The sequence below is a fragment of the Amycolatopsis sp. CA-230715 genome, assembly GCF_018736145.1.
Classification (GTDB): Bacteria; Actinomycetota; Actinomycetes; order Mycobacteriales; family Pseudonocardiaceae; genus Amycolatopsis.
Window position 1 is genome coordinate 4,679,337 of record NZ_CP059997.1, and the last position, 20,199, is coordinate 4,699,535.

A 20,199-nucleotide genomic window follows, 5' to 3' on the forward strand; every position below is an offset into this window, starting at 1 on the left:
GCTCGCGAAATCTCTTTACCGCGACGTTTCTCTCTGAGACTGTTAGTGGTGTCGCTGCCGAACAACCTCAACTCATTCGGCGCAGACGTCAGTTACCGATTCCAGTTTTCGGGAGTTTCCTCGTGAAGATGACATCCATCGCCGCCCGATCCGCCGTGGTCCTCGCCGCCGCCACAGCCTCGACCCTGCCCGCCGTCATGGCGCACGCGACCCCCGCTCGTCCACCGCTGACCCCGGTCGCCCCCGGGAGTGCCAGCGCGGTGGCATCGCAGGTCAACAAAGACATCATCGCCAGCGGTCAGGAGTCCGGCGTGGTCGACGCCCGTGTCGCGGGCGGCTGGGACCGATGCCCGGCAGGGTTCATCTGCCTGTTCGACTTCTGCGACGGCCAAGGCAAGATGGCCTACTTCAAATGGCGCTCTCCCGATCTCCGTGCCCAAGGAATGAACGACATGACCTCGGCCGTGTGGAACCGGGCTGACGCCGACTTCGACCTGTACGAGGGCTACAACTACACCGGGCTGCATTCCCGGTTCGACCGAGGCATGCGCGTCAACCTGTCGTGGTGGGGTGGCGACAATTTCGACAGCTCGCTGAGACGACGCTAACGACCCTTCAGTGATTTCTCGCGCCTGTCAGGCCATTTCCTCCCTTCACTTCAGCGGCCCGCTCTCGGTCCCTCCCCCTCACCGAGACCAGGGCGCTGAACACCCCCGGGGTGGTCACCACCGCAGACGGTGGCCACCCCGGGGACCCCGACAGAAACGGATTCGCCATGGAGCAGCTCATCCTCGGCGCCGCCGCGGACCTCGCCGCGGAACATCGCGATCGGCGCATCACCCTCGACGAAGTCGCCGCGGTCACCGGCCTCAAGAAACACCACCTCGCCCCCTATCGCAGCGCTCTGGCCACCCTTGCCGAACCAGCCTTCTCCCCGTCGCGTACGCGGCCGACCTCGCGAGAGGTGGGATGAACTGATGCGCTGCCACGACGTACACCTTCTCGGTTTCGGCGCCGCCCTCGGTGAACTCGTCCCCATCACAAGCCTGCGCACCCGCACCCGCCGCCACAGCGCGGCCGCAGCGGGACAGCGCGCGGTGTCGGTGGCGCGCGGCCAGTCCGGGCCACAACTAGCCGTGCGGGCCGCCCGCCACGCACTCGACACCTCGACCCTGCTCACCGGCAGCCCCGCGGCACCCCCGGACATGCTGTTGCACTCCTCGATCTGGCGCGGAGGGAAAGGCGTTGATTTCTGGAACGCCGCCACCTACGTCAGCCACCAACTCGACCTCGGCGCGGGCAGAGGGCTCAACGCCGAGCTGAACCTGATGTCGAACTCGATGATCGGCGGACTCGAACTCGCCGCGAGCATCCTCGCCGGACGCCCCGACCACGACACAATCCTGCTGACCAGCGGCGACACCTTCGGCGCGCCCGCGTTCCCCCATCTGGGCACCGACATCGGCACCTCCTACGGCGACGGCGGCGCCGCCGTCATCCTCGGCCGCCGCCCGGGCGCGTTCGCCCAACTGCTCGCGATCGCCTCCTACAGCGACCCGACCCTCGAAGCCCTGCACCGCGGCGACACCGGATTCAGCCCACCCGGCAGCGTCGAGCTCGCCGCGATCGACCTCGTCGCTCGCAAACGCGCCTACCTGGCCACAACCACCACCGAATCGGTACACCGCCGCAACGCCGTCGGAGTCATCGAATCCGTCAAAGCGGCGACGGGCGAAGCCGGGGTGCCCCTCGACAGGATCTCCTGGGCGGTACTGCCGCACTACGGCAAAGACCTCCTGGCCAGCCAATGCCTGCAACCTTTAGGCATCCCGGCCGACCGCACGTTGTGCACCGTCGGCGATCAGTGGGGGCACATGGGCGCAGCGGACCAAATCGCTGCCCTGACCCATCTGTTCACCCGCCGCGTCGTCCGGTCGGGCGAGCACGTGCTCGTGCTCGGGGTCGGAGTCGGGATGACCTGGACCGCGGCCGTCCTGCGCATCGACAACACCGACACCGACCCCGCCGCACTCGCCCGATTCGCCCCACCCCTGCTGTGGTCACCGCAACTACGGCAGAAGGCAGGGTGAAGCGCCCGCGACGCAAGCCTTCGATGGGCACCAAAGAGACCTCCATTAAGAGGTCACAGTGGACAGACACCTAGCGGAAACCGTTGCCGCACAGAACTTTCACGCTACATACACCGATGAATGAATTCGAATCACATGTATCTCGATTGGAGTCACCATGATCTTCCTGCCGAAGCACGCGTCCCGTAAGCGTGGTGCGGTCACGGCCTTGACGCTGACCGCCGTCGCTGCCGCCACCGCGCTCGCCACCACACCCGCCTCAGCGGCATCCTCTCCCAACGCCGGAGATCTGCCTCCCGCGGCGGCCTCGGCCCACCACGACCGCCCAGCGGGGCAAGAACAGGCACGCCTCAACGGACCCGACTACTGGGTCGAGGGCAACAGTGTGCGGTTGCGGGCGAGACCGATCGACGGCCCCGTACTGAACGTCCTGCACCAGGGCAACGGACTGGACCCGCTCTGCTGGTGGAACTGGGACGGAGATCCTTGGCTTCGGGCCCACGCCTGGGGCGGGGCCACGGGCTACGTCCACTGGCGACTGGTCCACATCGGAGCGGCCCGCCCTGGCCGCTGCTGACCGGATCTCGGTTCTATCCCGTGCGGACGTTGCCAGTGGGGCGGCGTCCACGCCCAGACCCTGGTGCGGCGGCCTGACCGGAAACTTCCCACCTCGGCGCCGATCCCCATCCCGGTGCCCAGGCCGCCGCACCAGTCCATACCCCGCTCACGGCAACCATCAGACAGGAGCACGGCGATGGCTGACTACACCCTCGGCTGCGGGCATGCCCAGCCGTTTGAGGACATCGACGAGACCTACCTCGACGACTCCGCGGTCGATTCCGTCCTTGCCCCGAGCCACTTGTGGTGCCGCCACTGCCAGAGGTGGTCTCCCGTTACCGCGTTCACCACCGACACCCCCGGCACGGCTTCCGACGACACAGGTACCCACGCCGAGGAAGCGTCGACCACGGTGCCGATCGGCACTTGTGTACACAAAGGACAGACGCGATGAGGATCGTTTCAGCCGCCGATGGCGACCATGGCGAGTGCGCCGCCGAGCAGGCACGGACCGAACGGCACCGCCAGCCGATCCTCGTCGTCGCCCCGGTGCGCGCCGGGAACCACGATCAGCACCATCGCCAGCAGCGAGGCCACCAGCAGCGCGCCGAGGACCTGAGGCCAACCGGACCAGCCGGTCACCAGGCCGACCACCGCAGCCAGGCCCACGTCTCCGGCGCCCAGGCCCCCGTTCGACACCACGGCCAGGACCAGAAAGAACATCCCCGCCGCACCCAGCGCGGCCAGAGCTCGCAGTCCGGACGCGGACTCCCCGCGCGCGATAGCCAGCACCACAAACCCGGCTACGGCACCGGCCAGCTGCGGCCAGACCAGCGCACGGGGCAGCCGATGCTCGCACCAATCGATCACCGCCAACGGCACACCCACGATCACGACGACCGTGTAGATGGCCAGTTCGCCACGGGCACCGACACGCCAGGCCAGGATCGCCAGCACCGTCGCGGTGAGCACGCCGCCCAACCACCACGACCCGGCCACCTGCCGCCGACCGTGGGGAAGGAACCGGCGGGTGAGCACGCTCGCGCTCACGCCGAGCACCATGCCGACCGCGGCGGCACCGGCGATCCACCAGCTCGTGGGGTGCTGCACTTTCCCTCCGGCCGTCGCGTGACCTTCGCGTACGCCATCGTGCCCGCCCGACGCGAGGGCCTGCCAACGCTCAGCCCAACGAGTGAACTTCCCACCCAGTCAGCGCTCCGCCACGGCGCCACCGCGACAGTCGGTCCCGGGGCAGGCTCGCCGCTGCGGCTTGACGTCAAGGGGCTCGCCGCCCGCGCCGTCCAGCAACCATCGACGAACTCGGGAACCGTGATGACCCTTCACCGCAGCACCCGCCTCGCCCTGGTCGTCCTCGCCGCCAGCGGCCTCACCGTGTGCGCCTGCAGCGCGGACGACGACACCACCCCGGTGCCGCCTACGTCCCCCGCTCCGCCCGCGGTCGCGAGCACGACGCGCGCGGTGGCGGCGGATTCGGCCAAGCAGGCGGCTATCGCCGCGTACCTCGGTATGTGGAACGACATGGCCGATGCCGCGGTGACGTCGGACTGGCAGTCTCCGAAACTCGCTGGCAACGCCACCGGTGAGGCGCTGGAGACCATCTCCCGAAGCCTCTACGCCGATCACTACAACGGCCTGATCACCCGGGGGCGGCCCGCGAACTATCCCGCGGTGGCGACGGTGCAGCCCGGAGACAAGCCGGTATCGGTCACCCTCACCGATTGCGGAGACTCCACGAACTGGTTGAAATATCGGGCCGACAACGGCCAACCCGCCAACGACGGCCCCGGCGGACGCCGACACATCGACGCGGTGGTGAAGAAGGCGGTCGACGGTTCGTGGAAAGTCACGACTTTCGCGGTACATGAGGTCGGATCATGCGCAGGGTAAGCCAAATATCCTTCGCAACCTTCATGGTCGCCGGTCTCGCGCTCGGGATGACCGGGCCGGCGCTGGCCGACGGTTGGGGCAACGTCCGCTGTGGTGACGGCGGGAATCCATCCTGCGATCTCGGTGCCGGACGGGGCGGGGACACCGCTCCCCATCCGGCACCTGCTCCCCATCCCGGGGCCCCGAAAGCCCGTGGCGGTGGCCCGGCAGCACCGCCTGCCGCGCCTGGTGACCGGATTGTGGGTGGTGACGGCACCCGCGCGGATTGTTCCTACGCGCGCAGCGACTACCAACCCCCGACGAATGGAATGCGAACCGTTCGCCACGACCGAGAACCGCGGGAGACCGGCGCGACTCGATGGGTGTCGCTGACCCGGCAGTATCCCGTCGGCGCGGTGCTCGCGCAGAGCCCGGGGCAGGGCGGTGGTTGGTATGTCTATCAATGCGGTGGCGGGACGCGAGACGCGCTGTATCGGTCTCCGGTATGGATTCCTGATGGCCAGACGCCGGGCGCCGCGCCCTCGCCGGAGCAGTTGGCGCAGCAGGCGCGTTCGCAGTTGCGGTTGCCGACTCCGGTGATCGCGTCGAGCCCGGCCGGAATGCAGCTGGTGCGGTTGCCGACGTGGCTGTGGCTGGACCGGGCGATGTGGGCGGCGCGGTCGGCGACGGCGTCGGTGCCCGGGGTGTCGGTGACCGCGACTGCGACCCCGACTTCGGTGTCGTGGGTGATGGGCGATGGCGGCACGACGAGCTGCGCCGGACCGGGAACCCCGTTCCCCGAGCATGGTGGAGATCCGCAGGCGGCGTCGCCGGATTGCGGATACACCTTCCGCCGGTCCTCGGCCGCCACACCAGGCGAGCGGTTCACCGCGTCGGCGACCGTGCACTGGCGGATCGCCTGGGCTGGTGCGGGCGCGGCGGGAACGTTTCCTGACATGACCACTAGCGCCTCCTCGGCGTTCCGGGTCGCCGAGGCCCAAGCATTGGGAACCGGATAGCCGTACGGCCTTCTCGATTGGTCACCGAAAAACACACATTGTCCTTGCCTGATCGCGTATTCGCGGCGAATCGCTTTTCGCCGGGTGGATTCGCGGTAGGGGCGAACTATGCCTGGAGGTCGACATCGTGACCAGTACCGACACTCCCGCCCGGGGACCGGACGCGGATCGTTCCGCGTCGTGGCTGGATTCCACAGGAGCCCCGGCGAGGACACGAGGACACCGTTCCCGCCGCCTGCCGCATCTGCTGATCGGCGTGCTGCTCGTCGTGGTCTGCGTCGGCGCCGCGGTGTGGTGGACCGCCAGCGCGGGGGACCGGATGCCGGTCCTGGTCCTCGCGCGACCGGTCACTGTCGGGCAGGCGCTGGTTGCCGCGGATCTGCGCCGTGGCGATGTCGCCGTGTCGACCGGCATCGCGACGGTGCCCGCCGACGCCGCGTCGGCGGTGCTGGGCCGCCCGATGGCCACCAGCCTCGCTCCCGGCGCGCTGCTGACCCCGGACAGCGTCAGCGCCGCCTTCTCACCACCAGCGGGGCGGGCGGTGGTGGGGATCGGGGTGAAACCGGGCCAATTCCCGACCGGGCTCGCCGCCGGGAACGCGGTGACCGTCGTGGCCGCGCGCGCCGCCTCGTCCGCGGAGTCCGGTTCGCCGAACTCGGCGGGAGCGGGAACAGCGTGGCCAGCCACCGTCACCAGCGTCGCTCCCGCGGAGACCGATCAGCTGACGGTGGTATCGCTGGAGGTCGAAGCCGCCGCCGCGATCGGGCTGGCGCAACAGCCCTCGGGGCAGCTCGCGGTGGTGCTGCGGCCCGCGGGTGGTGAGCGCTGATGCTGATCGCGTTGACCAGCCTCAAATCCTCCCCGGGAGTGAGCACGCTCGCGGTGACGCTGGCCCAGCGGTGGCCGCAGGCCGATCTCACGCGCCGGATCGTCGCCGAGTGCGACCCGGCCGGCGGTGATCTCGCGATGCGGTTCGGGCTCGACCCGGCACCGGGCTTGGTCAGCCTCGCCGCCGCCGCGCGCCGCGCCAGCGGCCCCGCGGTGGTGTGGGAGCACACCCAGCTCCTGCCGAGCGGCGCTCGCGCGATCGTCGCTCCTCCCGGCGGCGCGCACGCCCGCGCCGCCCTGCACACCCTGATCACCGCGCCGGACGGACCGCTGCTGGACGCGACCGCGGCCGAGCCCGGCGTGGTCGTGCTGGCCGATTGCGGACGCGCGGACCCGGGCTCGCCCGCCGAAGCGATCGCCCGCCAGGCCGACGCGCTCCTGCTGGTCTCCGGCGCGCGCGGCGAGGACCTCGCCCACGTCGCGACCCGGCTGAGCGAGCTCGCCCGCTGGACACCGCGCCCGGGACTGCTGCTGTCCGGGCAGGGCTATCCGACACCGGAGATCGAACGCGAACTCGGGGTGCCGGTGATGGGCCGCATCCCGCACGATCCCCGTGCCGCGACCCATCACGGCGACACCCCCGGCAGCGCCGAGAGCGGCCTCCCGCGCTTCGCCGCGGCACTGGCCCGCATCCTGGCCGCACCGCCACCACCGACATCGACACCCCGGTCGGGTCTGCCGCCGTCGATACCTGGGGTCCCGGACCGGCGCCTGCGCGACCCCGGCAGGCCGCTCACGGGCCCGCCCCACACGCCACCGACGCCATCCCCACCGCCGGGCACACCCGCACCATGTCCGCCGCCATGGAACGCCTACGGCGATCAGCCCCGGCAGCCCGGTGACACCGGCCGGGAGGTCACACCATGACACCCCCCGAAGCCGACGACGTCTCCGGCAGGGCGCAGGCCCGGCTGCGGGCGGTGTTGCGGGAGGCCCTCACCCGCGACCTGTCGCACCGGATCGACGACGCCACCGCGCAGGCGGGCCCGTCGGTGAGCGCGTCCCAGCGGCGGGACGTAGCCCGCGCGGTCCTGGATACCGCGCGCACCGCGCACACCGAGGCCGAACTCCTCGCCGGGCGCGCGCTGCTGGACACCGCCACGGAGCAGCAGGTGACCGAGCAGGTCCTGGACGAGGTATTCGGCCTCGGCGGACTGCAACCGCTGCTGGCCGACCCGGCGGTGGAGACGATCACGGTCAATCGCTACGACCGGGTGTTCGCCCAGTACACCGACGGCCGCCGAGCCCAGGTCGCCCCGGTCGCTGCCTCGAACGACGAGCTCACGGACCTGATCCGGACGCTGGCGGCGCGCGCGTCGTCGGAGGAGCGCCGGTTCGACCGCGGAAGTCCCGCGCTGAACCTCCAGCTCCCCGGCGGGGAACGCTTGTTCGCGGTGCTCGGCCTGACCGCGGGCGGGGTGACGGCGTGCACGATCCGCCGGCACGGCTACCTCACCGCCACCCTCGCCCAGCTGCGCCGCCGCGGCACGCTCGATGCCGGACTGGAGCGGTTCCTGCGCGCGCTGGTCCGGGCGCGGCGCAACGTGCTGATCACCGGTGGCACCGGGGCCGGGAAAACCACGCTGTTGCGCGCGCTCGCGGCGGAGATGGACCCGATGGAGCGCCTGGTCACGATCGAAGACGCCTTCGAACTCGGGTTGGAGCGCGATCCCGCGCTGCATGCCGATGTCACCGCGCTGCAGGCCCGGGAACCCAACATCGAGGGGGAAGGGGCGGTGGATCAGGCCGAGCTTGTCCGCTGGGGCCTGCGCATGTCACCGGACCGCGTGATCGTCGGGGAGATCCGCGGCGCCGAGGTCATCCCGATGTGCAACGCGATGTCACAGGGCAACGACGGCTCCATGGCCACCCTGCACGCCTCCAGCTCGAAGATCGCGTTCACCCGGCTCGCCTCCTACGCCGCACAAGGCCCAGAACGGCTGCCACTGGAGGCCACCGCCCTGCTGGTCGCGAGCGCGGTGCATTTCGTGGTGCACCTCGACCGTGCCGCCGACCGCGGGACCCGGGTGATCGCCTCGATCCGCGAGGTGGTCGACGCCGAGGACGGTGCGGTGATCTCCAACGAGGTCTACCGCCGCGGCGCGGACCGCCGCGCGGTGCCGGTGGCCGGGGCGTTGCGCACGGACACCCTCGACGACCTGGTCGCGGCCGGGTTCGACCCGGACCTGCTGGCCCGTCGGGAGGGGTGGTGGGCGCCATGAGCATCGACACCACCGCTCCGCTCGCCGCCGTGCTCGGTGTGGGGACCGCGCTCGGCGTGCTCGTGATCGTGGCCGCCTGGCGCCGGCCCGCGGCGGCGGTGTCGCCGCCGCCCGCGCGGCGCGCCGGGCTGGTTCGCACCGCCCGCGGCCAGACGGTCGACCGACGCGCGCTGGCGCGCGTCGTCGTGGCGCTCGGCGTGGGCGCGCTGACCGGGGCCCTCACCGGCTGGGTGGTCGGTGCGGTGCTGGCCGCCGCGACGGTGTGGTTCCTGCCCCGCCTGGTCGGCCCGGATCACGCCCACCAGCGGCGGGTCGCGCGGATCGAGGCGATCGCGTCGTGGACGGAGATGCTGCGCGATGTCCTGTCCGCGGCGGCGGGGCTCGAGCAAGCCATCCTCGCCACCGTCAGCCTCGCGCCCGCGGCCATCCGCGGCGAGGTCGCCGTCCTCGCGGCGAGGCTGGAAAGCGGGCAGCGCCTGGCGCCGGCGCTGCGCGCCCTGGCGCGCGAGCTGGACGACCCGACCGCGGACCTCGTCCTCGCCGCCCTCGTCCTCGCCGCCGAGCACCAGGCGCGTCAGCTCAGCGACCTGCTCGGCTCCCTGGCCAGCACCGCTCGCGGGCAGGCCGCGATGCGGATGCGTGTGGAGACCGGTCGGGCCCGGACGCGGACCTCAGTGCGGGTCATCGTCGTCACCACGGCGATATTCGCCGCCGGGGTGGTGGTGTTCAACCGCGCCTACCTCGACGTCTACAACACCGCCACCGGCCAGATCGTCCTGCTGCTGCTCGGTGGCCTGTTCGCCGCCGGGTTCGCCTGGCTCGCCCGGATCGCCACCAGCGCAGGACAGGCGCGGGTGCTCGCGCTCAATGCGCCGGGCGGGATCGGAGCGCCTAACGGTGGCGAAATAGTGGTCGGGGGAGGTGAGCGCGCATGATCCCCGCGCTGCTGTTCGGCGCCGGGGCTGGTGCCGGTCTCTGGCTGCTGCTGACCTGGGCCCTGCCACCGTCCCCGGCATTGAGTGACCGGCTCGCCCAGGTCAGCGCGCGACCACCGGCCACACCGATCATCGCGGCGGCGGAGGCCACCTGGGTCTGCCGCTGGGGGCGGGTGTTCGTCCCCGGGCTGCGAAAGCTCGGGCTGCCCGGCACGAAGATCGAGGCTGATCTGCGGGTCATCGGCCGCGGGGTCGATACCCACCTGGCGTCCAAGGCATTGCTCGCGGTGGCGGGGCTGCTGACCCCGTGGCTGCTGCAAACCCTGCTCGTCCTGGTCGGGCTGCCGCTCGGCGTCGAAGCGCCGCTGCTGGCCGGACTCGTGTGCGCCGCACTCGGCTTCGTGATTCCGGATCTCGGTGTCCGCACCAAGGCCACCCGACTGCGGCGCGAGTTCCGCGACGCTCTGTCGGCGTTCCTGGACCTGGTGTGGATCACCCTCGCTGGGGGTGCCGGTGTCGAGGCCGCGCTCGGCGACGCCGCGGCTGTCGGAGCGGGGCCGGCGTTCGACAAGATCCGCCGCGCCCTGCACACGGCCCAGTTGACTCGCACCACCCCGTGGAACACATTGCGCCGGCTCGGCGAGGAACTCGACATCACCGAACTCGCCGAACTCGCCGCCTCGGTTTCCCTGGCCGGCACCGAAGGCGCCCGCGTCCGCGCTTCTCTCGCCGCGAAAGCTCAGGGTCTGCGGACCCATCAGGTCACCGATGCTGAGTCCGACGCCCAGGCCGCGACCGAACGCATGGCCTTGCCCGTCACGGTGTTGTTCCTCGGCTTCCTGGGATTCATCACCTATCCCGCAGTGACCCAAGTCCTCAATGGACTCTAGCTCCGCTCGGCGTACCTCCTCGGCACCAAGGAAGGCATTGCACCACAAGGGAAAGAAGACACCGTCATGTTGCACTACATCCGTATCGTCTGGGAGCTGACACGCACCCGAATCGCGCTGTTGCGCGCCGCCCCGGAGCGTGGGGAGATCACCACCACCGTCATCGTCATCGCCGTGCTGGCCATCGCCGCGATCACCCTCCTTGCGTTCATCGTGGCGAAATTGACGCGGAAGGTGAACTCGATCAACCTCGGCCTCGGCGGCTGACGATGCCGACCAAGGCCGTCCGCACCAGTAGCACTCGCGTCCGCGCGTTGGTCGAGCGTGTCCGGCGCGCGCTGCGCGGGGACCAGGGCGAGGCCACCGTCGAACTGGTCATCGCGACCCCGCTGCTACTTCTCGCGTTGCTGGCGATCATCCAGTTCGCACTGTGGTCGCACGCCACCCACGTCGCCCAGGCCGCCGCATCCCAAGCCCTGGCCGCCGCCCGAACCCAGGACGGCACCACTAGCTCCGGACACGCCGCCGGGCAGCGCTTGCTCGACGAGCTTGCCGCCGGCCCGTTGCGCGACCCGAGCCTCGCGGTGTCCCGCGGTGCGGCCGCGGTGTCGGTGAGTGTCCGTGGCGAGGCCGCCATAGTCCTGCCCGGCGTGCACCTGCCCGTGCACGCCGAAGCCTCCGGGGAGATCGAACGCTTCGTGCCCGATACCGCGCCCTGACTTCTCTCGCCGCAGCGGCGATTCCGGCGACCGGCTGAAAGGAACCTCTGATGTCACACCATAACCCGCCTGTCACGGCGATGCCGGTGCGCGCGGCGACGTTCCCGGACGGGCCGGATTCGGTACTGCTGAACCCAGACATTCCACGGGCGCGGTGGCGTGGCGAACGTGTCCACGCGGGACTGCGTCACCGGTTTGTCCTCACCGGACTGGCTGGTGCCGCCCTGGCGCCACTCACGGCGGTGTCCTGCAGCGGGTTCGCCGCGGTCTTCTTCCTGGGCGCCGGAATCCTCGCGCTCGGGATGAGCCTGCTCGCCGGCTGGTGTAGCGCCGCTGGCATGCTCACCGACCACCGCCATCCCGCGGACAGTCCGTGTCGGCTGGATCGTGTGCGGGGCGAGTTTTTCTTTCGCAGCCGCGATTTCACCGACCTCGGCACCGCCAGCTACGCCGTGCGGACCCTGATCGCCGGGGTGGACGAACTGCACCGCAGCCCGGCCCGGGCGTGGATCGACCCGGCCGTGCCGCGGGAGGTGCATCGGGTGGTGTGGCAGGCGTTGTGCTGCCTGGACCGCACCCGCGCCGCCCGGAGCCTGGCCGACGAACTCGCCGCCGATCCCGATTCCGCGGTTGGCGAACTGGCTGCCGCGGCCCGCGAGGCGGTCACCGTGATCGACGACGCCCTGGACGACGTCGTCCGGCACGTGCACGGCTGCCTGGTGCTGACCCGGGCATGGGAGGCGAAACTGCGGCACAGCGAGCTGACCACCCGCACCGACCACACCCTCGCCGCGCTGCCCGGCGACACCGAGGTCCAGCAGCTGGCGCAGGCCGCGGAAGCGTTGCCGCAGAACGTGTTCGCCTACGTCACCGCCGCCCGCGACATCACCGGCACGGGAGCGTTCCCGTGGGAACAACCGACCTCGGCGTGGTCACGACTTCTCCGCAACCTGCCCCGCGGGCGCAGCCGAGGCAGGCCATCTAGAAGGGCACAAGCACGGCGAGCCCGGTCCGGAGAGGAGCTGTCGTGACCGGGCGCGCGCCGAAGGAGCCCACGGTCTGGGTGCGGCGGTGGTGGGCTGCCGAGCGCGGCTCGGTGACCGCCGAGGCCGTGCTGGTGACCCCGCTGCTGGTGATGCTGCTGCTGTTCGTGGCCGTGGTTGTGCATCGCGGCGTCGACGCCCGGTTGCGGCTCGACGACGCCGCGCACCAGGCCGCCCGCGCCGCCACCCTGCACCGCAGCACCACCACCGCCACCAGCGCCGCTCGCGACACCGCCCGCGCCGCGCTCGCGCGGGCCGGGCTGGTGTGCCGGGACGTCACCACCACGATGTCCGGCACCCTGGTGCCCGCCGGGGCGGTGACCGTGCGGGTGCGGTGCACCGTCGACTTCGGCCAGGCACTGCTGCTCGGCGTCCCCGGCGGGAAGACCTTGGACGCGACCGCCAGCGAAGTGGTCGACGCCTACCGGTCCTCACATCAGGGCGCGGGTGCCTGATGGTCGGCTCAGCGCGCGAGCCAGTGCCCCGGGACGCAGGCACGGAGCTGGGCACCGGTCACCGTCCGGTGCTCGAGCAACCCGGTGGCGACACGGCCGATCTCGGTCCAGTACCGGTCGATCAGATCCTGCGCGATGCCCGCCCACAGGTCGGGCTGGCGGGTGGGGAGGCCGTAGGCGCGGCGGGCTTCGGCGATCACGGCCAGGTCGTCGTGGCCGCCGTGAAGGTAAGCGTCAAGCCGGACATCCTCGGCCGTGATGTCCTCGCGGCGCCGCTCGACCGTGCTCGTGGTGTCGAGGACATGCCGAGCCTGGGCGAGCGGTCCGGCGTGCGCGACGACCGCCAGCGCGGACGGATCGACCCGGCGGGGCCGGACCGCGGTGAACCCGGCCCGACCGGCGGTGCGAGGCCGCAGCGTGACGTAGCGCAGCGAGCGGCCCTGCAGCAGGTAGACGACCGCGTGTCCGGCCTCGTGCCAGGCGGTCAGCGAATCCTCGTAGGCCACGGGCGAGTCCTGCGTCTGCGGCGCGGTCACGGCACCCATTCTGCTCACAACGTCGGCTCGGCGCGCACCAGCGGTGCCAGCGCTGCACCGGGGCCTCGGCTGCGGTGGTGGCGGGCCGAGCGCGGCTCGGTGACCGCCTTCGTGCTCGCCCTGCTGATCGGGCTGCTCGCCCTGACCGGGCTGAGCCTGGACGGCGGCCTCGCCCTGGCGAGCAAGGTCCGCGCAGGCGGGCACGCCGAATCCGCCGCCCGCGCCGGCGCCCAAGCCCTCGACCTCGCCGCGTATCGCGCCAGCGGTGTTGTTCGGCTCGATCCAGGGCGGGCGCGGGACCTGGCGCAGCGGTACCTGGCCAGCGTCGGCGCCACCGGCACCGTGGCTTTGGCCGGCGACACCGTGACCGTCGACGTCACCGCCACCTACCGCACCCAGCTGCTCTCGCTGATCGGGATCGAGTCCATCCACACCCACGGGCGCGGCGCCGCCCACCCGCAGCGCGGGGTCAGCGGCATCGAGCCCTGACCACCGGCCGCACCGTCACGGAAGGAGAACATCGGCATGGTCACCTCGGAAGACGAAATCACCCGCCGCCTGCAAGAACGAGACTCCGCCCGCAGCGCGCGCCGTGAGAAGGCGGCCACCACCGTGGGCGAGCTCGCCCGCCGGCACGCCGAGCTCGCCGGGCAGCTCGCCGACCTCGAACGCGAGCTCGGCGAGGTCCTGACCGCGGCCGGCGAGGACATCGACGTGCCCGAGCTGGCCCAGGTCACCGACGTCCCCGCCGCCGATCTCACCCACTGGCGAGACCAGGCCGCCAAGCCCGCCCGCGGCGGCAAGCGCTCACGCCCCAGTGCGAAGAAGAACACCACCCCCGGCAAGGGCACCCAGGCCGCCGCCGAGCCGCGCGCCGCACACCCCGCGGCACCGGCACCGGCCGCACCTGAATCCGTCGGCGTCGGCGGGGTAGCGGTCGGCGCTGCGAGCACCTGATGGCTCCGGCTCGCCGGACGGGAATCGCGCGCGTCGTGTCGCTGCTGGGCCGGGCGGTGCGCGGGCTACTCGCTGCGATCCTGCTAGTCACGCTGGTGGCCGGTCTTCCCGTAGCGCTGATCTACGGCGTCGGATGGCCCCTGCCCGATCACCTGCCGAACATGGACGAGATCGGCTCCGCGCTCCTCTCGCCGATGTCGACAAGTCTCCTGCTCGACACGCTCGCCTGTCTGGCCTGGCTGATCTGGCTCGTGTTCGTCATCGAGGTCGCCTCGTGCGCTTTCGACGTGGCCCGGGGTGCCTGGCGGCCGGAACTACGGTTACAGAGCGGACCGGTGCGTCGCGTCGCGGCCGTCCTCGTCAGCGCCCTACTGGTCGCCCTACTGGGCCGCACCGCCGCCCCCGCTGAGGGCGCCCGGCCCGTCGGCCACGCCCCGGTCGTCGTAACCGCCCTCGCCCGGCCCCCAGCCGTCTCCGGCGAACACCCCGGCACCCCGCCGCCCCAGTCCACGGCCGAGCCCGGGACCGAACGGGTCCGGCTACCGGCAGGCGGGGTGCACGACTCGCTGTGGAGGATCGCGCAACGCTGCCTGGGCGACGGCGACCGCTGGCCGGAGATCTGGGCCCTCAACGACGGCAGCCCCCAGCCCGGTGGACGCGTGCTGAGCACTCCGAACCTGATCCACCCCGGCGACACCCTCCGCCTCCCCGTCACCAGCCCACCACCGGCCGTCTCGCCCGCCGCGGCACCACCGGCTCCAGGGCCGACGAGCCCGGCTCCCGCCGAACCAGCGCACCCGCCGCTGCCCACGACCACACCACCTCCCTCGACGCCCGCCCCGGCCACCACGGATCCCGCCGCCGGCCCCGCGGCGGATCGCCCCGCCGGAGGCGCGGTGACCTGGGGCAGCGGCGAGGTGTTCGTCAGCGTGGGCCTGGCGGCGGCGGTCAGTGCGCTGCTGGTGCTCGCGCGGCGGCGACGGCAGGCGCGGTACCGGCCCGGCAGCGGCCGGCGCGACGACGACCTCCCGGTCGCGCCCGTGGTGTACCAGCTGCGCTTGGCCCACCTGCGCACCCAGCACCACGACGAAGACACCGACCTGGAGGCAGAGACCCTCAAGGCCGAGACCGACGAGGCGGGCGACCCCGAGACCGACGACTCAGCCAGGCACGAGGACCGCCACGACCCCGCGCGCGTCGGCGCGGCATCCCGGTCGAGGCGCGCGGACAGCGGTCCCGAGCGCCGGGTGCGGGTGCACGCACCCCGCGTTCGCCGGGTAGTCGGCGCGGCTGCACCCACCGGCGCGGGACCGGCGCAGCCGCCGTCGGTGGTGGACATGGCAATCGACACAACGGGGCGTCGCGCTGGCGGCGGGAACGCCGACGCTACGGGGGAGGGCGCGCAGGTCGCGTTCGACCTGGCTCGCGCGCACGGCCTCGGTGTGGTCGGGCCGGGCGGCTACGCCGCGGCGCGCGCCCTGCTGCTCACCATGCTCACCACCGTGTCCGAGGGCGGGCCGGCGCCGAGGGTGGTCGTGCCCGCCGCTGATCTGGCCCGGCTGCTCGGCGTGCCGGTGCCCGCTACGGGCGTGCCGGAGGCGGTCACCGTCGTGGCCGACCTGGACACCGCACTGGCCGCCCTCGACGCCCCGCAACCGCCCCGGCCCGCCGTCCTGATCGCGGCGCCGCCCCACGAAACCGGCCAGCAGGCGCGGTTGCAGCAGCTGCTCGACAACAACGCCCAGTACGGCCTGACCGCGCTGCTGCTGGGCCAATGGCGGCCCGGGGTGACCGCCTACGTCACCGCGGCCGGGATCATCTCCGCGACCGACCCCGGCCTCGGCGAACCCCTACGCGGCACCCGTGCCTTCACCCTGCCCGAGACCGCCACTCGCGACCTGCTGGCGTTCCTGCGCGCCGCGCGGCCCCGCGACGTCGCCGAGCCGCACGCTCCCGCGCCTGACCAGACGTCGATGCCCTCGGAGGAGGTCACTCCTTCCCCACCAGAGCGCAGTGGAGACGGGTCGAACCACCTGGAGATCACAGCGGGCCCGGTTACACCGGAACCGGATTCCGCCGAGGCCGACGGCGAACCCGGCGGCGGACCACTCCCGCGCACGCCACGGACAGCCGATACGGCCGCGGGGACGCCCGCGCCACTGGTGCTGACGGTGTTCGGTGCTCCGGCTCTGCACTGGCGGCCCGACCCCGCCCGACCCGAGGACACCCGCGACCTGTCCGGGGAATTCAGCAGCCGCCCGGTCGAACTGCTGGTGTATCTCGCGGTCCATCCCGGCGGGGCATCCCGGGACGGGATCGTCGACGCCCTGTGGCCCGACGAGCCGCCGCGTAACCCGGCCAGCGTGCTGCGCACCGTGCTCTCCCGGATCCGCCGCGCCCTCGACACCGCCACCCGTGGCGCCGTCGGCGAGCTGGTGATGGCCGAGCATGGCCAGTACCGGCTCGACCCCGCGGTGGTGGAGGTGGACTACTCGGACTTCGCCGCCGCGGTCACCGCCCGTCGCACCGCCACCACCCCTGAACGCCGGACCGACGCCTACGAAATGATCGTCGCGCACTACGGCGGCTTCTTGGCCGAGGGCCTGGAGGCCGAGTGGCTCGTCGCCGCCCGGGAAGCCACCCGCCGCGACGCCCTCGACGCCGTCGCCGCGCTCGCCCGCGCCCGGGTCACCGACGACCCGGACTACACCCTCGATCTGCTGGAGGCCGCGCGCGCCTTCGATCCGCACAACGAACTGCTCTACCGCGACATCATGCGCCTGCAGCACGTGCTCGGCCGGCACGAGGCCATCTCCCGCACCCTGGACCTCCTGCGCACCAGACTGTCCGAAATAGACACACGTCCCACCGCGGACACCGTCGATCTCGCCCAGCGGCTGCGCGCCCGCGACACCGGGATCTCGGTCGACGAGTTCTCCGTCTCCCGATCCACGGCGCCATGAATGAGCGCACCCGCGGTTCTCGACAGCACCTCGCCGGAACGGAAACCGAGGCACGTTCCGCGTGCGATCGAGGCAATTGCGCGGAACAGCGAAATACCTCGATTTCATGTCCCGATCCCGTTCACGCCGATGCTAGCGTCGACCGTGATAGCACCACCGTCGAGGCCGAAGAAAAAGAACCCCGTGGACGTGTCTCTTTATTCCACGACAACACCGGAACTGTTGTTCGTCGAACGTCGCGCGCGACTGCCGCGTACCGCGAACACGGCACAAAACCACTTTCGCGGCCACGATGCCCAGTGCGACACCAGCACCTCGGACGCCGAGCACCACGTCCCCGCCCGGCTACCCGGCGCCACACCCGCGGATCGAAGCGACGCGGAGAGTGATCGCCACCCGGGGGGCCGCCGACCCGGCCTCTCCGCCTCGTACTCCGGTATCCGACTAAGGCGGATCCCCCCGTATCAGCCGTTCTCGCAGCTCACACCCCCTGCAAGGGGATCCACCGGTGTCCCAGACTCGCTTGACACCAAGCGGGTAAGCACATCAGGCCCGGCGGTGTCACGCACCTTCGTCGTCGTTCCCCCAGTGCTCACCACCGCACTTCACTCACCTCATTCACCTCTCATTCCTCTTTTTGTTTTCTTAAAAAGAACTTCTTTCATTCGCGGTCCTGTCTGTTTCCGCCGTATCTGTTTCGGGTCGGACGAAAATGCTCTGACCTGCGCAAACGCTGACGGGAATTGCGTGCCGCTCGCGTCGCAAGTCGGCCAAAATTTCCCGAAATTGATCCCGGAAACCTATTGCGTGGCGCCCGGGGTCGAGTTACGTTTGTTGTGTCACCGGGAAAACCGGAAACCGCCACCGAAACCGCAAGGGCTGCGAATCATGCCCGACCGGAAAATCGTGAAATGGGGCTAGTTATGGACTACATCAAGCCGTTCACCACCACCGAAAACGGTGAAACCGTAATGTGCTACCCCGTTACTTTCGACGGCCGGAAAATCACCGTAACCGGCCCCGACGGCCCCCGCACCCGCACCCGACGCGCCCGGACTGGCTACGCCACCGCCGCGACGTTGCGCGCCATGGGCTACAACGATCTTCGCGCCGTGTGCCCCGATGGCACCGCCGACGTTTTCGGGTTCACCACCCGCGCCAATTGACGCCACCGCCGCCAACCAAATTCGGCGGCACCCCTCCAAAACATCCGCGCAACCCCAAACGAAAGGGCCACGCCGTGAACCACAACGCCAACGACCCGCGCCCGGTGTACGTGATCGACCCGGACGCCGACCCCGGGCCAGTGCCGGAAGTCGTGGTGCGTTCGGACATCGAAAACGGGTGCACTGTCACGGGTGTGGTGATCGACCCCGCCGACGCGCAACAAGTGTTGTACGGCACGGTAACCCGACCGGACGGCACATTCGCCGGAAGCTACTACCCCGCCGACACCCTACGCGGTGACCACTGGCGAGTCGTGACCGCCGACGGGAAGCACTACCACGCCACCAGCGAATACCACGCGGTTGACGCACTGGTCAACGGGTTCACCGCCAGCTAAAACCACCCAACGGCAAGGGAAACCACCGCCATGACGCACACGGACACCACACACGCCAACGAGAACGACCAACCGGAAACCGGAATTGTGGAATGCGGCGGTTGTTCCCGCCCGCTGGAAGTCACGCGCCAGCAATGGGAATCGTGGGCGTCCCTGCCGTGCCCGTGCGGTTCCGCCGCCGACCTCAACTTCGCCCGCCGTCACTGCGAATGGGGCGAATCGCTGATGTAGCGGGGACACCGTGCCCGTACCCGGCCCCTACCCCGCCGACCGAACCACGCGAAAGGAACCGCGCCATGACCACGCCAGCCACGACTCCGGCCACGGGCAGCACGCCCGCCGCCCCGGGCGCGGCACCCCACCGACTGCGCAACGGCGAACTCCGCCGCATGGTGGCCGAACAACTCGCCCACGACCCCGCCGCCGCACTCACCCCCGGTGCCATCGCAACCAAACTCGGGCGGTCATCCGGCGCGGTCGGCAACGCGGTGGCGACCCTGGAATCGCGCGGGGAAGCCGAAAAGATCGGCACCAACCCGGTCACCTATCGCGCGACCGCGAAAACCGCCGACGCCGCCAAAACGCCAACGGTCGCCCCGCGCGGGACCACCGCCACCCCCGCACCGCCGAAACCCGCCCCGCCACCCGCCCCGGCCCCGTTGGTGACCGATCCCGTACGTCGCCCGAACGGGCAGATGTACCACCCGCGCAAGCTGTCCGCGCTCTCCGACGTCACCGCGCTACGGCGGTTGCGGGAAGCGAACGTGTCCGCGCTCATGTACGGCCCGCCCGGTACCGGGAAAACGTCGGTGGTGGAGGCCGCGTTCGACGACCTGATCACGATTCAGGGCGACAGCGACACCGTGACCGATGACTTCGTGGGGTCCTACACCCAAACCCCGGACGGTCGCTACGAGTTCGCCTACGGCCCGCTGGTGACCGCGATGCGTGACGGGCGGGCGTTGTTCATCGACGACGCCACCCTCATCCCGCCGACCGTGCTCGCGGTGGTGTACCCCGCGATGGACGGACGCCGCCAAATCATCATCAAAACCCACAAAAACGAGGTGGTGGACGCCGCGCCCGGGTTCTACGTCGTGGCCGGACACAACCCCGGGGTTCACGGTGCGGTGCTCACCGACGCGTTGTCGTCGCGGTTTTCCGTGCAGGTTCACGTGTCCACCGACTACGACCTCGCCACCCAGCTCAAGATCGACGCCCGGGCGGTGCGCGTGGCGCGCAACTTGGCCCAGCGGCAGGGGAAAGGTGAGATCGGGTGGGCGCCGCAATTGCGGGAGCTGATCGCGTTCAACCGCATCGCCGACGTACTCGGCATCGACGCCGCCGCCGGAAACCTGGTCGGCATCGCACCCGAGGAAGACCGCGCCGTGGTCGCCGAAGCCGTGCGCAACGTGTTCGGCGCGAACCTCGCCCCGTTGTCTCTCGGGCCGCAGTTCTAGCCACGCGAACCAC

25 protein-coding genes are annotated in these 20,199 nt (G+C 71.0%); 23 read left to right on the forward strand and 2 right to left on the reverse strand.

What is annotated here, in order from left to right; translation table 11 throughout:
- The first annotated feature begins 128 nt into the window (after positions 1-128).
- From HUW46_RS22350 to HUW46_RS22370, 5 genes are all read left to right on the forward strand, one after another.
- Positions 129-608, forward strand: a complete 480-nt coding sequence (locus HUW46_RS22350) for a peptidase inhibitor family I36 protein (protein ID WP_254126634.1) — start codon at positions 129-131, stop codon at positions 606-608.
- Between the two features lie 167 nt (positions 609-775).
- A complete protein-coding gene (locus HUW46_RS22355; protein ID WP_215549124.1) occupies positions 776-973 on the forward strand; it encodes a hypothetical protein in 198 nt (65 codons plus the stop codon).
- A gap of 4 nt (positions 974-977) precedes the next feature.
- Positions 978-2,090, forward strand: coding sequence for a 3-oxoacyl-[acyl-carrier-protein] synthase III C-terminal domain-containing protein (locus tag HUW46_RS22360; protein WP_215549125.1), 1,113 nt, complete (start codon positions 978-980; stop codon positions 2,088-2,090).
- 157 nt (positions 2,091-2,247) lie between these two features.
- Entirely contained in the window at positions 2,248-2,667 is a 420-nt protein-coding gene (locus tag HUW46_RS22365; RefSeq protein WP_215549126.1) for a hypothetical protein, read from the forward strand.
- Between the two features lie 177 nt (positions 2,668-2,844).
- Positions 2,845-3,102 carry a hypothetical protein gene (locus tag HUW46_RS22370; RefSeq protein WP_215549127.1) on the forward strand — a complete coding sequence of 86 codons (258 nt, stop codon included), beginning with the start codon at positions 2,845-2,847 and terminating at the stop codon, positions 3,100-3,102.
- 8 nt (positions 3,103-3,110) lie between these two features.
- Here HUW46_RS22370 and HUW46_RS22375 read toward each other — a convergent pair whose 3' ends face one another.
- On the reverse strand, positions 3,111-3,758 hold the full coding sequence (locus HUW46_RS22375; protein WP_254126420.1) for a prepilin peptidase: 648 nt from the start codon (positions 3,756-3,758) through the stop codon (positions 3,111-3,113).
- Positions 3,759-3,776: 18 nt separating this feature from the next.
- On the opposite strand from HUW46_RS22375, the gene HUW46_RS48395 reads away from it, so the two are divergent.
- The 11 genes from HUW46_RS48395 (at position 3,777) to HUW46_RS22430 (ending at position 12,706) form a co-directional block, all read left to right on the forward strand.
- Positions 3,777-4,556 carry a hypothetical protein gene (locus HUW46_RS48395; RefSeq protein ID WP_254126422.1) on the forward strand — a complete coding sequence of 260 codons (780 nt, stop codon included), beginning with the start codon at positions 3,777-3,779 and terminating at the stop codon, positions 4,554-4,556.
- A gap of 308 nt (positions 4,557-4,864) precedes the next feature.
- Positions 4,865-5,554, forward strand: coding sequence for a hypothetical protein (locus HUW46_RS22385; RefSeq protein ID WP_254126429.1), 690 nt, complete (start codon positions 4,865-4,867; stop codon positions 5,552-5,554).
- A gap of 127 nt (positions 5,555-5,681) precedes the next feature.
- A complete protein-coding gene (locus tag HUW46_RS22390; RefSeq protein ID WP_254126431.1) occupies positions 5,682-6,383 on the forward strand; it encodes an SAF domain-containing protein in 702 nt (233 codons plus the stop codon).
- Entirely contained in the window at positions 6,383-7,309 is a 927-nt protein-coding gene (locus tag HUW46_RS22395; RefSeq protein WP_215549129.1) for a carbon monoxide dehydrogenase maturation protein, read from the forward strand. The genes HUW46_RS22390 and HUW46_RS22395 overlap by 1 nt, the downstream gene beginning before the upstream one ends.
- Entirely contained in the window at positions 7,306-8,664 is a 1,359-nt protein-coding gene (locus HUW46_RS22400) for a CpaF family protein (RefSeq protein ID WP_215549130.1), read from the forward strand. Before HUW46_RS22395 ends, HUW46_RS22400 begins: the two co-directional genes overlap by 4 nt.
- The gene (locus HUW46_RS22405) at positions 8,661-9,599 is read left to right on the forward strand and encodes a type II secretion system F family protein (protein ID WP_215549131.1); all 939 of its coding nucleotides are present in this window, start codon (positions 8,661-8,663) and stop codon (positions 9,597-9,599) included. Before HUW46_RS22400 ends, HUW46_RS22405 begins: the two co-directional genes overlap by 4 nt.
- Positions 9,596-10,489, forward strand: a complete 894-nt coding sequence (locus HUW46_RS22410; protein ID WP_215549132.1) for a type II secretion system F family protein — start codon at positions 9,596-9,598, stop codon at positions 10,487-10,489. Before HUW46_RS22405 ends, HUW46_RS22410 begins: the two co-directional genes overlap by 4 nt.
- A gap of 66 nt (positions 10,490-10,555) precedes the next feature.
- Positions 10,556-10,756, forward strand: a complete 201-nt coding sequence (locus HUW46_RS22415) for a hypothetical protein (protein ID WP_215549133.1) — start codon at positions 10,556-10,558, stop codon at positions 10,754-10,756.
- A 47-nt stretch (positions 10,757-10,803) separates the two neighbouring features.
- Complete coding sequence (locus HUW46_RS22420) at positions 10,804-11,208, forward strand: TadE/TadG family type IV pilus assembly protein (RefSeq protein WP_442860951.1); 405 nt, start codon at positions 10,804-10,806, stop codon at positions 11,206-11,208.
- 50 nt (positions 11,209-11,258) lie between these two features.
- A complete protein-coding gene (locus HUW46_RS22425) occupies positions 11,259-12,239 on the forward strand; it encodes a hypothetical protein (protein WP_215549135.1) in 981 nt (326 codons plus the stop codon).
- Positions 12,236-12,706 (forward strand): TadE/TadG family type IV pilus assembly protein, encoded by a 471-nt coding sequence (locus HUW46_RS22430; RefSeq protein WP_215549136.1) that lies wholly within the window; start codon positions 12,236-12,238, stop codon positions 12,704-12,706. The genes HUW46_RS22425 and HUW46_RS22430 overlap by 4 nt, the downstream gene beginning before the upstream one ends.
- An 8-nt stretch (positions 12,707-12,714) precedes the next feature.
- Here HUW46_RS22430 and HUW46_RS22435 read toward each other — a convergent pair whose 3' ends face one another.
- Entirely contained in the window at positions 12,715-13,242 is a 528-nt protein-coding gene (locus HUW46_RS22435; RefSeq protein WP_215549137.1) for a M50 family metallopeptidase, read from the reverse strand.
- Positions 13,243-13,341: 99 nt separating this feature from the next.
- On the opposite strand from HUW46_RS22435, the gene HUW46_RS22440 reads away from it, so the two are divergent.
- The 7 genes from HUW46_RS22440 to HUW46_RS22470 all read left to right on the forward strand — a co-directional run bounded on the left by HUW46_RS22440 (position 13,342) and on the right by HUW46_RS22470 (position 20,186).
- The gene (locus HUW46_RS22440) at positions 13,342-13,731 is read left to right on the forward strand and encodes a pilus assembly protein TadG-related protein (protein ID WP_215549138.1); all 390 of its coding nucleotides are present in this window, start codon (positions 13,342-13,344) and stop codon (positions 13,729-13,731) included.
- A 36-nt stretch (positions 13,732-13,767) separates the two neighbouring features.
- Positions 13,768-14,199 carry a hypothetical protein gene (locus HUW46_RS22445; RefSeq protein WP_215549139.1) on the forward strand — a complete coding sequence of 144 codons (432 nt, stop codon included), beginning with the start codon at positions 13,768-13,770 and terminating at the stop codon, positions 14,197-14,199.
- Positions 14,199-17,162, forward strand: a complete 2,964-nt coding sequence (locus HUW46_RS22450) for a BTAD domain-containing putative transcriptional regulator (RefSeq protein WP_215549140.1) — start codon at positions 14,199-14,201, stop codon at positions 17,160-17,162. The genes HUW46_RS22445 and HUW46_RS22450 overlap by 1 nt, the downstream gene beginning before the upstream one ends.
- 923 nt (positions 17,163-18,085) lie before the next feature.
- A complete protein-coding gene (locus HUW46_RS22455; protein WP_215549141.1) occupies positions 18,086-18,328 on the forward strand; it encodes a hypothetical protein in 243 nt (80 codons plus the stop codon).
- Between the two features lie 74 nt (positions 18,329-18,402).
- Positions 18,403-18,726: a hypothetical protein gene (locus tag HUW46_RS22460; RefSeq protein WP_215549142.1), complete on the forward strand. Its 324-nt coding sequence runs from the start codon at positions 18,403-18,405 to the stop codon at positions 18,724-18,726.
- Positions 18,727-18,756: 30 nt separating this feature from the next.
- Complete coding sequence (locus HUW46_RS22465; protein WP_215549143.1) at positions 18,757-18,957, forward strand: hypothetical protein; 201 nt, start codon at positions 18,757-18,759, stop codon at positions 18,955-18,957.
- A gap of 65 nt (positions 18,958-19,022) precedes the next feature.
- Positions 19,023-20,186 (forward strand): AAA family ATPase, encoded by a 1,164-nt coding sequence (locus HUW46_RS22470; protein WP_215549144.1) that lies wholly within the window; start codon positions 19,023-19,025, stop codon positions 20,184-20,186.
- Positions 20,187-20,199 lie beyond the last annotated feature (13 nt).

Excerpts from the sequence above, each read along its gene's own strand:
- HUW46_RS22455 (WP_215549141.1), top strand. The coding sequence starts at position 18,086 with ATGGACTACATCAAGCCGTTCACCACCACCGAAAACGGTGAAACCGTA.
- HUW46_RS22350 (WP_254126634.1), top strand. The coding sequence starts at position 129 with ATGACATCCATCGCCGCCCGATCCGCCGTGGTCCTCGCCGCCGCCACA.
- HUW46_RS22425 (WP_215549135.1), top strand. The coding sequence starts at position 11,259 with ATGTCACACCATAACCCGCCTGTCACGGCGATGCCGGTGCGCGCGGCG.
- HUW46_RS22470 (WP_215549144.1), top strand. The coding sequence starts at position 19,023 with ATGACCACGCCAGCCACGACTCCGGCCACGGGCAGCACGCCCGCCGCC.
- HUW46_RS22465 (WP_215549143.1), top strand. The coding sequence starts at position 18,757 with ATGACGCACACGGACACCACACACGCCAACGAGAACGACCAACCGGAA.
- HUW46_RS22445 (WP_215549139.1), top strand. The coding sequence starts at position 13,768 with ATGGTCACCTCGGAAGACGAAATCACCCGCCGCCTGCAAGAACGAGAC.
- HUW46_RS22415 (WP_215549133.1), top strand. The coding sequence starts at position 10,556 with ATGTTGCACTACATCCGTATCGTCTGGGAGCTGACACGCACCCGAATC.
- HUW46_RS22450 (WP_215549140.1), top strand. The coding sequence starts at position 14,199 with ATGGCTCCGGCTCGCCGGACGGGAATCGCGCGCGTCGTGTCGCTGCTG.
- HUW46_RS22410 (WP_215549132.1), top strand. The coding sequence starts at position 9,596 with ATGATCCCCGCGCTGCTGTTCGGCGCCGGGGCTGGTGCCGGTCTCTGG.
- HUW46_RS22395 (WP_215549129.1), top strand. The coding sequence starts at position 6,383 with ATGCTGATCGCGTTGACCAGCCTCAAATCCTCCCCGGGAGTGAGCACG.
- HUW46_RS22365 (WP_215549126.1), top strand. The coding sequence starts at position 2,248 with ATGATCTTCCTGCCGAAGCACGCGTCCCGTAAGCGTGGTGCGGTCACG.
- HUW46_RS22360 (WP_215549125.1), top strand. The coding sequence starts at position 978 with ATGCGCTGCCACGACGTACACCTTCTCGGTTTCGGCGCCGCCCTCGGT.
- HUW46_RS22385 (WP_254126429.1), top strand. The coding sequence starts at position 4,865 with ATGCGAACCGTTCGCCACGACCGAGAACCGCGGGAGACCGGCGCGACT.
- HUW46_RS22355 (WP_215549124.1), top strand. The coding sequence starts at position 776 with ATGGAGCAGCTCATCCTCGGCGCCGCCGCGGACCTCGCCGCGGAACAT.
- HUW46_RS22400 (WP_215549130.1), top strand. The coding sequence starts at position 7,306 with ATGACACCCCCCGAAGCCGACGACGTCTCCGGCAGGGCGCAGGCCCGG.
- HUW46_RS22370 (WP_215549127.1), top strand. The coding sequence starts at position 2,845 with ATGGCTGACTACACCCTCGGCTGCGGGCATGCCCAGCCGTTTGAGGAC.
- HUW46_RS22405 (WP_215549131.1), top strand. The coding sequence starts at position 8,661 with ATGAGCATCGACACCACCGCTCCGCTCGCCGCCGTGCTCGGTGTGGGG.